The 11433-nt window shown below is 49.6% G+C and carries 9 protein-coding genes; 7 read left to right on the forward strand and 2 right to left on the reverse strand.

Annotated elements, in window-relative coordinates:
• Positions 1–96: 96 nt before the first annotated feature.
• Positions 97–3237 carry an efflux RND transporter permease subunit gene (locus J2I46_RS15200; protein ID WP_207329892.1) on the forward strand — a complete coding sequence of 1047 codons (3141 nt, stop codon included), beginning with the start codon at positions 97–99 and terminating at the stop codon, positions 3235–3237.
• A gap of 69 nt (positions 3238–3306) precedes the next feature.
• Here the strand turns inward: J2I46_RS15200 and J2I46_RS15205 are convergent, their stop codons facing one another.
• Together J2I46_RS15205 and J2I46_RS15210 are read right to left on the reverse strand one after the other, a co-directional pair.
• Positions 3307–3990: a hypothetical protein gene (locus J2I46_RS15205; protein ID WP_207329893.1), complete on the reverse strand. Its 684-nt coding sequence runs from the start codon at positions 3988–3990 to the stop codon at positions 3307–3309.
• Between the two features lie 211 nt (positions 3991–4201).
• Positions 4202–6535: a sialate O-acetylesterase gene (locus tag J2I46_RS15210; RefSeq protein WP_229379777.1), complete on the reverse strand. Its 2334-nt coding sequence runs from the start codon at positions 6533–6535 to the stop codon at positions 4202–4204.
• Positions 6536–7074: 539 nt separating this feature from the next.
• Here J2I46_RS15210 and J2I46_RS15215 point away from each other — a divergent pair.
• From J2I46_RS15215 to J2I46_RS15240, 6 genes are all read left to right on the forward strand, one after another.
• Positions 7075–7908: a MotA/TolQ/ExbB proton channel family protein gene (locus tag J2I46_RS15215; RefSeq protein WP_207329895.1), complete on the forward strand. Its 834-nt coding sequence runs from the start codon at positions 7075–7077 to the stop codon at positions 7906–7908.
• 72 nt (positions 7909–7980) lie between these two features.
• Positions 7981–8607 carry an ExbD/TolR family protein gene (locus J2I46_RS15220; protein WP_207329896.1) on the forward strand — a complete coding sequence of 209 codons (627 nt, stop codon included), beginning with the start codon at positions 7981–7983 and terminating at the stop codon, positions 8605–8607.
• Between the two features lie 114 nt (positions 8608–8721).
• On the forward strand, positions 8722–9258 hold the full coding sequence (locus tag J2I46_RS15225; protein ID WP_207329897.1) for an ExbD/TolR family protein: 537 nt from the start codon (positions 8722–8724) through the stop codon (positions 9256–9258).
• A gap of 4 nt (positions 9259–9262) precedes the next feature.
• Entirely contained in the window at positions 9263–10090 is an 828-nt protein-coding gene (locus J2I46_RS15230; protein WP_207329898.1) for an energy transducer TonB, read from the forward strand.
• A 2-nt stretch (positions 10091–10092) separates the two neighbouring features.
• Positions 10093–10314: a hypothetical protein gene (locus J2I46_RS15235; RefSeq protein WP_207329899.1), complete on the forward strand. Its 222-nt coding sequence runs from the start codon at positions 10093–10095 to the stop codon at positions 10312–10314.
• Between the two features lie 117 nt (positions 10315–10431).
• Entirely contained in the window at positions 10432–11346 is a 915-nt protein-coding gene (locus tag J2I46_RS15240) for a PstS family phosphate ABC transporter substrate-binding protein (protein WP_229379778.1), read from the forward strand.
• Positions 11347–11433: the final 87 nt, after the last annotated feature.

The following is an 11433-nucleotide window of genomic DNA, read 5'->3' on the forward strand; positions in this document are numbered from 1 at the left end:
GAGAAAGAGTACATGAGTGCATGAGTGAATACTGACCTCGGTCTGTACAGGCTGGCCAGGCATTCGCTCATTCGCTGTCTGCTCACTCATTTTCGTATGAATAATTTCATCAAGTCGATCCTCACGTTTTCCCTGAAGAACCGGTTTTTCGTGTTTTTCATGGTGGGTGCGCTCACGATAGCAGGGGTCATCAGCTACCTGAAAACGCCTATTGAGGCGTTTCCCGATGTTACGAACACCCAGATTATCGTGGTGACGGAATGGAACGGCCGCAGCGCAGAAGAAGTGGAACGGTTTGTAACCGTACCGATCGAGGTGGCTATGAACTCGGTGCAGCGCAAAACCAACGTGCGATCGATCACTATGTTCGGGCTGTCGGTCATGAAGATTATTTTCGAAGATGATGTCGAGGATTTCTTCGCCCGGCAACAGGTCAACAACCTGCTTCGCACGGTATCGCTACCCGAAGGCGTAGAGCCCGATATTCAACCACCCTATGGCCCAACCGGCGAAATTTTCCGCTATACCCTAACGTCACCCACCCGTGATACCCGCGAGTTGCTGACTATTCAAAACTGGGTCATTGACCGTCAGTTACGGGCTGTGGCGGGTGTGGCCGATATTGTGGCATTTGGCGGGCGCGAAAAAACGTACGAGGTCAGCGTAAACCCGCTGCTGCTGCAGAAGTACGGCATCACCCCTTCCGAAGTATATAACGCCGTTACCCAGAACAACCTGAACGTAGGTGGCGATGTCATTGAGAAGAACGGACAGGCTTATGTCGTTCGCGGCATTGGTCTGTTAAACAACATCGACGATATCAACAACATCATTGTCGACGAGCAGGGGGGGTTGCCCGTTCTGGTTCGCGATGTAGCCAACGTTATCGAGTCGAATCAGCCGCGTGTAGGGCAGGTGGGGCTCAATAAAAGCGACGACGTTGTTGAAGGTATTATCGTGCAACGGAAGGGAGAAAATCCGTCGGAAGTATTAGGGCGTGTTAAGGAAAAAATTGCAGAGCTGAACGACAAAATACTGCCCGACGACGTCAGGATGGTAACGTTTTATGACCGTGATAACCTGATGACGTTTTGTACCGAAACAGTGCTCCACAACCTCGCCGAGGGCATCCTGTTTGTAACCGTCATTGTATTTCTGTTCATGGCCGACTGGCGCACCACGGTCATTGTGAGCATTATTATTCCACTCGCGCTGCTGTTTGCCTTCCTGTGTATGCGCCTTCGGGGCATGTCGGCCAACTTGCTCTCGATGGGCGCCGTTGATTTCGGCATTATCATCGACGGTGCCGTGGTAATGGTCGAAGGCATTTTCGTGGTGCTCGATCATAAAGCGCATAAAGTCGGTATGGAGCGCTTCAACAAGCTGGCAAAGCTTGGGCTGATCCGCAAAACAGGCACCGAACTCGGCAAAGCCGTTTTCTTCTCAAAACTGATCATTATCACGGCCTTGCTCCCTATTTTCTCGTTTGAAAAAGTGGAAGGCAAGATGTTCAGCCCATTAGCCTGGACCCTCGGCTTTGCCCTGCTCGGCGCGCTGATTTTTACGCTGACATTAGTGCCGGTATTATGTTCGATGCTGCTAAACAGGAACGTAAAGGAGAAGAATAACTTCATCGTTAACTTCTTCAACCGAACCATTACCAGCGGCTTCACCTGGACTTACGCCCACAAGAAAACCAGCATGCTGGCAGCGTTGGTATTCATGGGCCTGAGCTTTGCTTCAGCAACTTTACTGGGTACCGAATTCCTGCCCCAACTCAACGAGGGAGCGCTATGGGTAGAAGCTAAGTTGCCCATGAGTTCATCGCTCGGCGAGACCGTGAAAATGGTACATACCTTGCGGGGTAAGCTCATGGAGTTTCCTGAAGTGAGGGGCGTACTATCGCAAACGGGGCGCTCAAATGACGGTACCGACCCCTCAGGGTTTTACTATGTGCAGATGCAGGTGAACCTGAAACCCAAAAAGGAATGGGCTCGTAAAATCACTACCGACGGGCTGATTGAAGAAATGGATGCCAAATTGAAGCAGTTTCAGGGCATCAATTATAACTACTCGCAACCCATCATCGACAACGTAGCCGAAGCCGTGGCGGGTATGAACGCCAGTAACGCCGTCAAAATCTTTGGCAGCGATCTGGCCGAACTAGACAAGTACGCCAACCAAGTCATTGAGGCCATTCGCGACGTACCCGGCATCAAAGACGTCGGTATTCTGCGAAACGTAGGTCAACCCGAACTCAGCATTTACGTCGACAAGCAAAAAATGGCTTTTTACGGTGTCCGTGTGGGCGATGCGGAAGCCGTGATTGAGATGGCAATTGGTGGTAAAACGGCCACACAGTTATACGAAGGTGAAAAACGGTTCGACATTCGCGTTCGGTACCTGCCCGATTACCGCAAGAATGAGGAAGATATTGGCCTGTTGATGGTGCCAACCATTCGGGGGGATAAGATTCCGCTGAAAGAAATTTCGACAATCAAGACGCTTACGGGCCCGGCCTTTGTGTATCGTGATAAGAACAAGCGGTTTATCGGCGTGAAATTCTCGGTCCGTGAGCGCGATCTCGGCAGCACGATTGCCGATGCGCAACACCGGGTCCGCGAAAAGGTAAAGTTCGAGAAAGGATACGAGCCCGAATGGACTGGTGAGTTTGAGAATCAGGTACGTGCCTCAAAGCGGCTTGGTCAGGTGGTGCCGTTGAGCCTTATGGCCATTTTCGTTATTTTGTTCGTTCTGTTCGGCAATGCCAAAGATGCTGGACTAGTCTTGCTTAACGTACCATTTGCCTTGATTGGCGGTATTCTGGCCCTACACGCTACAGGTACCATCTTCGGCATATCGGCAGGAGTTGGCTTCATTGCGCTGTTCGGCATCTGCGTACAAAACGGCGTTATCTTGATATCCGTCTTTAACGCCAACTTGAAGGCAGGCATGAGCCTCGATCAGGCTATTGCCGATGGGGTACAGTCGCGCATCCGGCCAGTAGTAATGACCGCCATGATGGCCGCCATCGGGCTACTCCCGGCAGCCGTAAGTAGTGGCATCGGCTCTGAAACTCAGAAACCACTGGCGATTGTAGTAATTGGCGGCCTGATTACGGCCACAATTCTTACGCTCCTTATCTTCCCGATCATTTACCGCTTCTTCAATCGAAATACAACACATACGGCCCGCCGGGGTGGCAAGAAACGCAAACAGACTGCCGAAATAGCTTAATTTGCCTGAATGGCTCTTTCTCACAGCTGATGCCCCGGGGTATCCTTAGCTGTGAGAAAGACCCGCCATTTACTGGTCGCTACGTCTGTTGTGCAAAAGCAGCGGTGAACCCGACACTTCATCCAGACCCTGCTCTGCCTCCAATAACTTAACTCTGAACTGAGCTTCTATTTCTGCGGTCTCATTACGACTTGCCGTTACGTATTCGTCAATTGCGGCGAGGGCCGCTCGTGCCGCTTCCAGTTGCAACTCTAATTTATCTTCGTACCGCTCACGCTCGTAGATTGCCAGAGCCACACTCCATAACTGTGCTTTTGTAGGAGGGTCTACATTGTTTACAATCGCTATGTGATTGACAAGGGTAGATTTCGAGTCTCTAAGTTTAGGAAAATTAGAATCGATTTTCTCCACAACCCCTTTTAGTCCTTTTGCCTCATGCTTGGCAATTGTTCTTAATTTACCCGTATAGGTAGAATCCTCCTTAGGCGCTACTCCACGACCTTTTTCAATTTTCGCTCTCCGGCGGGCAGCGGCTACTTTATCAACGCCAGCCCCAATAGCCGCATTAATTATACTGCTTACAACTGGGACAGGCACAGCACTTCCTACTGACTTAACAAACTGCTTGGGTCCACCGATAAGCTTTTTCCTTCCGGTATACCAGACCATTGTACCAATTTTATGAGGCATTGACTTAGACCTAATCCAGACCTGTGCCCTGGCCTCTTCCATGAATTCTTCTGAATCGAACATATCGTTTCTCGTTTAGAAATCATAGGTAGGCCGACTACATTGCTTTTCCTATATTATTGGATTAAGTAGTGTAGTTAATCGACGGAAATCTATTATTCGTTGACGATCAGCAGTTCACGCAGAATCAGGTGCACCTATTACTTATGTGTTCATAGCCCGAGCCCATACACTAGTTAGGCTAAGATCATCGTGAACAGACCCAGCAGCAGCTTCATTGAACCCGTAAATCAACGGTAGCTTCGTCATCTTCTCCGTTCGATACAGGGTAGCCATTACCGGGCGTGCTGTCTGGATCGCCGGGGGCAGCAACACGTACCTGTGCCTGAACCTGCTTTGGGCCGGTGGTTGTTACTCGCGCCCTAAAACTGATCGAACTGGATGCCCCTGGAGATAGGGATAACGTAGTTCCGGTAATACCGCCACCACCCGGCCCCATTGTATCACTGTCGACAAACTGTACACCGGTAGGCAGGTAAGCAGTGGTATTGATATTGGTCGCTGTTGCGCCTCCCACATTACTGATGATCAGAGTATAACTTACCAGATCGTTGAGCCGTGGCGTACGAGTGCTCACCTGCATTCGCAGGCTGAGGTCGGCTAAATTGGCCACAGGCACTGGCTGACTGCTCTGAACGGCAGGCAGGGGTTTTTGATTAGGGTTTGGTGAGTCAAACGTACCTGCACCCGTTCCTACCCTGACGTCGAGCTGAACCGTATCATCCTGTCCGTCGCCGGTTCCCGATCCTGGCTGACTGTCGGGATCCAGATTATCGCTCCGGTCGATTTCGGCTGCTAGTCGGTATGTTCCATCGGCAGTGGCCTTAACACGAAACGCATTTGTTATCCGCTGCCCGGGCTCCAGCACAGGCAACGTACCTGACACCACACCATTCACAACCGCTACATTGTCCGATAGGGCTGTTGCACTCATAGCTGGCGGCAGGCGGCATATCCAACCTACATTCAGCGCACGAGCAGAACTATTGTTTCTCACGGTAAGAAAAATAGTGGTAGTGTCATTTACCGCAAACACCCGCCGATGCGCCACCCCCATCAGCTCAAGATCTGCTCTGGAAAATACCTGAATAAAGGGAGTAGGCGCTCCAGCCACGATCGGATTAGTTGACACCACACGTACCCGATAGGCGCCTGCGTTCAGCGAATCTGGCCAGCGTACAGAGACAGGCGACACACTGCCACGACCCACAGTTGCCCTGAAACGCCCTTTAGCATCCAGAATCTGCACATCCCATTGATTTCCCGCATTGAACGTACCCAACTGTGTAAAGGCCACCTGCACACTATCGCCCGCCGAGAAGCTACTACCGCCAGTTGCCGTGACGGTACCGGTTCCTGCAAACAAAACCGGCAGGATGGGCGACGCCGTCTGGAAAAAAGAATCCGTCAGGCTATTATTCCAATTACGGGCAAACCGCGACAGCCCCATATTGGCAGGTATGGATTGGGGAACCAGGTAATATCTTGGATGCGGAGACGGGCGAAGCACGTTGCCAAAATGCACGTCTACATTACCGCCAAGGCGGTTCATAATTGTGTCGTTGAGTGGCCCCTGAAACACATTAAAGTTTGGGGTCTGTATTACCTGTAGTTGTTGGTTAACAACATCCGGATTGGTCACCTGCCCTGTAAATGAGGCCCGCGCAACCACCCAGGGCATTGACCGATTATTGAAATCCTGCCGAACTTTCCGGATCAATGAGTCGAGACGGGCTGCGTATAGGGGAATGGTTGATGGGCGAGCATTCTCTGATTCGCCCTGTTGCCAAAGCACCGCCCGGAAGCCCCCTGTTGCGCCGTAGTAGCTCATCAATTGACGTAGGTTGGTGTATGGCTGTAGGTTGGGCCAGTTAACAACGCAATAGAAGAGATTACAGCCGGGAACCCCCTTCGCCGTATTGCTCCAGTTATCGATAGTCGACGCATCCCAGCCGGCATTGTAAAACATGACAGGTACGTTGAACCGGTTCACGATGTAATCGCCCAGTTCGCCCCAGCCCCACGAACTCTCTCCCATTGGAAATACACGCTTACCGGCAGTCAATGGTGTATAGGTAGCGTAAGGCATTGGATCGCCCGACGAAAGCAAGGCAGGAAATCCCTGTGGATAATAATGGTTGATTGTATCGATTGAACTTACCCGATCAGAGAATGCTCCCAAATCGTTATCACCAATACCGAAGCCACGCGAGTTCGACTGCCCGGCCGTAATAAATACCTCGCCAATACCCACCGGCTGAACTGTAGCTTCTGCTATACTTACGCCATTGCGAACAGCACGAACGGTCAACACGTACCACCCACCAGCTCCGTTTATTGAGCCTATAACAACGCCGGCAATCGGATTTACCTGTATCAGTTGCCATGCTGTAGCCGTTCCCTGTCCCGCGCTAACAGGCGTTAATTGTGCTTCCAGCCGATCTGCCGCTTCGGTCAATCGGGCTGCTATATAGAGTTTACCCTGGTTATCAACTCCCCGTTGCGTCACAAATCGACTTGTCGGAAATTGAACAGATAATTGAGCCATGGCAGACGTATAACCGCCCAACAACACACAAACCAGCAGGAAAAAGCGAAGACAACTCATCAAAATCAATCTAACTAAACAGGCAGGGGAAGTATCAATACCAAACCTCTACCCGAATTCAAACAGTGTGTTATGCAAAAATGCCGGGGGCTGCATCTATTAAAAATCAAAGGTAATAGACTAGGTAAAGACTACTCGATTAAAGTATGCAACGACGCGCTCCCCCAAAAATACAATTACTTGTATTTTACTACCCTCTTTATGAGATATTGACATCGCCCTGACAGTCAATCTATAAAGTGCACAGACTGGGTTCCTGCTTAAGGGATTTTGTCCAATGAAATAGTGAGAAAATTACAATTCACATTTTTTTTACAATAGTATCGTATCTGTATATGGACAGAAAAAACGTAGATTTGTAAGCGTGTTTAGTGGGCTTTACCGGAATTTTATTTCCCGAAACGCCACAGTTGTAAAATTTTCACTTTTTTTACGTTCAAAACCTAACTTTCAATTCAACCCCAACAGTACACAGTTCAATGAAGACACAATCTGCAACCCCCGCACCCGCTAAGGCAGCCGCACCGAAGAAATCGTCAGGTGGTTTGAACCCAGTATTCGTTATCCCGATTCTGTTCATCATCGCTGAATTGGTTTTCCATTTCATCTTTGGCGATGGCAAGCACTTCCAGGATGGCGATCACGACAAGTTACCCCTACCTGGTGACTACTTTGGAACCGTTTACGCTGGTGGTTTTATTGTACCCATTCTGTTCACTTGTTTCCTTTGCGTATTCGTTTTCTCAATTGAGCGTTTTATCACGATCGGCCGTGCCAACGGTTCGGGCTCTATCGATGACTTCGTTCGCAAAGTAAAAAGCCAACTCGACCGGAATGAAGTTTCAGCGGCTATCGCTGAGTGCGACAAGCAGAAGGGCTCGATCGGTAACGTAGTAAAAACAGCCCTGTTGAAGTATCAGCAACTGGCTACAGACACGCAACTGAACAAAGAGCAGAAACTGGTTGCCCTTCAAAAAGAAGTTGAAGAAGCGACTACGCTGGAACTGCCTATGCTGGAGAAAAACCTGACGATCATCGCTACGCTGGCGTCGGTATCTACCCTGATCGCTCTGCTCGGAACGGTACTTGGTATGATTCGTGCCTTCGCGGCCATGGGTGCAACTGGCCAGCCTGACACGGGTGCCCTGTCGACCGGTATCTCTGAAGCCCTTGTAAACACGGCTATCGGTATCGGTACAGCGGCTATCGCAACGATCATGTACTCGTACTTCACGAGCCGGATCGATACGCTGACTTACAACATCGACGAAATCGGCCTGAGCATCCAGCAGAACTTTGCTGCGCATAACTAAGCCGGCTTCTGACGTTAGTTAACACGGGTGGCCCGCTCAGACGGGTGGGCCTACCCTTAACGGATCAAATCAATGCCAAAAGTTAAAGTTAAACGGGCCAGTTCATCGGTCGATATGACAGCGATGTGTGACGTAGCCTTCCTGCTGCTCACCTTCTTTATCCTGACGGCGCAGTTCCGGTCGCAGGATGCTGCCGCGATCGAAACGCCTTCGTCTATCTCGTCGATCAAAGTGCCTGATACAGACATCATGACCATCGCGTTAGACAAAGAAGGCAAGATATACTTCGGTGTCGATGGCCAGCCAACTCGTATCGCCATGCTCGAAAACGTAGCTGCCGCAAAAGGCATCACGTTCAGCGACAAGGAGAAGAAAGAGTTTGCGCTGATGAGCAACTTCGGTATGCCTATCGCCCAGTTGAAGTCATACCTCAGCCTGCCTAAAGAACAGCAGGCGAAGGTAAAGCAACCCGGTATTCCAACCGATACGACGGGTGCAGGCCCAACCAACGAGCTCAAAGACTGGGTTTATAATAGCCGTAAAGCTAATAACGACCTTCGGATTGCCCTCAAGGGTGACAATCTGGCCAAGTTCACGAACTTCAAGAACGTTCTGACTACCCTTCAGGCTCAGAACATCAACAAGTTCAACCTAATCACCGGTACGGAAGCTCCACCAGCAGGCTGGAAGGCAGACTAACAAAAACGTGGTTTATCTAATTTAATTGAGCTGATTTATGGAATTCGCCACTTCGGCGCATCCAATGAACAGATAAAAAGTTGAAAGAGATAAACACCTAAAACATTTTTTCTCATGGCAGAAATTAACACCGGTGGTGGTGGTGGTAAGCATGATGGTGGTAAGGTACGGTCCAAGAAAGCCTCAACCCGCGTCGATATGACGCCGATGGTTGACCTCGGATTCCTACTGATTACCTTCTTCATTCTGGCTACCACCCTCAGCAAACCATCATCGATGACGCTGAACGTACCGGATAAAACACAGAAAGAAGAAACGGAGCCCCTCAAGGCCTCCAACGTAATGACGGTCTTCCTGGGAAAAGACAACAAAGCTTACTACATCATGGGTAAAGCTGCGTCGGAAGATCCAGAAGTAAAAACTGTTTCGATGGGATATGACCTTCGTAAAGCGATTCAGGAAAGCGCGAAGTTAGCCCCAGCCGACAAGTTCGTGGTGGTACTGAAGCCAACGAAGGAATCTACTTACAAAAACATGGTAGATATTCTGGACGAAATGGCAATCATCAAAATCAAGCGGTATGCGCTGGTTGATGTATTGACAGACGACGAGAAAGCGCTGTTGAAAGACAAAGTAAAATTAGAGATCTAGACCCATGGCAGAAAACCCAAATCAGGCGACACTCGATGATATCGTGTTCGCAGACCGGAATAAGGCCTATGGTGCCTATGCCCTACGGAAAGGATATCCTGCAGTTGTTACCCGTGCACTTATTATCGGTTCGGCGATTACAGCGCTGGCCCTATTTGCACCAACGCTGCTCGACATTCTAACTCCAGAAAAAACGGAAGAGGCTATGGTTGAAGTGGATCTGATGAAGCTGCCACCGCCGCCAATCGACCCGAACGAGCCACCGCCACCGCCACCACCACCGGTTGAACTGCCGAAGGTAAACACGGTTAAATTCCTTCCGCCAGAAGTAAAACCTGACGAAGAGGTTCCTGAAGAAACGCCACCTCCGGCGGTTGAAGAACTGAAAGAAGCCGTAGCTGCCGAGAAGACACAGGAAGGTGACCCAAATGCTGAAGAAGTAATTGCTGCACCAGAAGAATCTGCTGGTCCATCGAAAGCCGAAGTAGTGGTTGAAGCACCTGCTCCTAAAGACGACGAAGTCTTTACGGTGGTAGAACAAAACCCGGAATTCGTTGGTGGTCAATCAGCCATGTATGCCTGGTTAAGCAAAAATATCAAGTACCCAGCAGCGGCCTCACGGGCCAACATTTCGGGTAAGGTGTTTGTCAGCTTCACAGTAAATACAGACGGATCAATCACCGACGCACAAGTTCTGAAAGGCCTTGGCTTTGGTACAGATGAAGAAGCCGTTCGGGTTGTAAAATCAATGCCACGTTGGAAACCAGGTAAGCAGTCTGGCCGTCCAGTCCGGGTAAAATACAACCTGCCAATTAGCTTCCAGTTGGAATAAGCATGAACCGCGACAATAATCGCATTGCTGAAACGCTTCGACTTTACTTGTCGGTTTTGGCATCGGTCGCATATCTGGGAGGAGGCATCGCACTGATAGCCTCCTCTCAGTCTTTTGGGATCGCCGCTTTAGAAGGCCCGCTGCGCTACGCACTGGCTATTCTGTTACTTGTTTACGGTGCCTTTCGGGGCTTTCGGGCTTTTCAACAGTTTCGTGATCAATAGCTTGCGTACTTTTTTGTTATCTAGTATGGAAAAACCGTTGTCAGGGCATCTAACGGGTGTACAGGCAGCGGTTTCTCTGTCTTATCGCCAATACGAGTGATCTCACGCACACATCTCTTGTCTAGCCTCTTCGCCCTTGGACTCATAGTATCAGGGTGTAAAGAAGAGAAAAAGCTGGACAGCCCTTCGCAGGGTCAGATTACCGTCGCGGCTGACGAATCGTATCAGCCGTTGACCGAAGAAATTACGCGGACGTATGAGTTGCTCTATCCGCGAACAAAATTTAAGCTAGTCTTTAAACCAGAGCGGGAGGCAATACGTCTAATGCTTGAAGACAAAGCCCGGATTTGTATTGTATCGCGTAAGTTGAATGCAAATGAACAGCGCGGCCTGGATCAGCATAAGATTGTTGGTTCGGCCACTAGGATTGCAACAGACGGTGTAGCCCTGATCATCAACAAGACTAATGCAGATTCGCTGATGACTGTGGCCGAATTACGGGGGGTATTTACCAAACAGATTACCCTGTGGTCGCAGTTGAAGGGGGGGAATCAGACCGGACCGGTAACCCTGGTTTTTGATAACCCTAACTCGAGTAACCTGGATTATATGTTGACCAAGTTTGGTGTGAAAGCCCTCGACGGATTACGCATTACAACCGCCAACTCGAATCGGGGCGTTATTGAGTATGTTCGGCAGCATCCAGACGCCATCGGTTTTATCGGCGTCAACTGGATTAGCGATGGCGATGGCCCTGTTTCGGCAGAGCTGTCAAAAAATATCCGGGTTGTTGGACTTTCTGAAAAAGAGAATCCAGGTTCACGGGCTGATTATTTTCAGCCTTTTCAGCAAGCTTTAGGATTAAAAGACTATCCTTTACGGCGTGATGTGTATATTTTGAGCCGTGAAGCACACCCTGGTTTAGGCAGTGGACTTACCAATTACCTGATTCGGGACGCTGGTAGTTTACTAATTGAAAAATTGGGGCTTTGGCCTCAAGTACCGTATAATAGAGAAGTTCGCTTCAGATGAGCAGTCAATTTTTTCTGTTTAGACGCAATTTTTTAGTTTTGCGGTTTGTTTTATGATTAAAGCAACCTTCGTTTTTTTAACAACCTA

The sequence above is a fragment of the Fibrella forsythiae genome (genome assembly GCF_017353175.1).
Classification (GTDB): domain Bacteria; phylum Bacteroidota; class Bacteroidia; order Cytophagales; family Spirosomataceae; genus Fibrella; species Fibrella forsythiae.

Excerpts from the sequence above, each read along its gene's own strand:
- J2I46_RS15200 (WP_207329892.1), top strand. The coding sequence starts at position 97 with ATGAATAATTTCATCAAGTCGATCCTCACGTTTTCCCTGAAGAACCGG.
- J2I46_RS15205 (WP_207329893.1), bottom strand. The coding sequence starts at position 3,990 with ATGTTCGATTCAGAAGAATTCATGGAAGAGGCCAGGGCACAGGTCTGG.
- J2I46_RS15210 (WP_229379777.1), bottom strand. The coding sequence starts at position 6,535 with ATGGCTCAATTATCTGTTCAATTTCCGACAAGTCGATTTGTGACGCAA.
- J2I46_RS15215 (WP_207329895.1), top strand. The coding sequence starts at position 7,075 with ATGAAGACACAATCTGCAACCCCCGCACCCGCTAAGGCAGCCGCACCG.
- J2I46_RS15220 (WP_207329896.1), top strand. The coding sequence starts at position 7,981 with ATGCCAAAAGTTAAAGTTAAACGGGCCAGTTCATCGGTCGATATGACA.
- J2I46_RS15225 (WP_207329897.1), top strand. The coding sequence starts at position 8,722 with ATGGCAGAAATTAACACCGGTGGTGGTGGTGGTAAGCATGATGGTGGT.
- J2I46_RS15230 (WP_207329898.1), top strand. The coding sequence starts at position 9,263 with ATGGCAGAAAACCCAAATCAGGCGACACTCGATGATATCGTGTTCGCA.
- J2I46_RS15235 (WP_207329899.1), top strand. The coding sequence starts at position 10,093 with ATGAACCGCGACAATAATCGCATTGCTGAAACGCTTCGACTTTACTTG.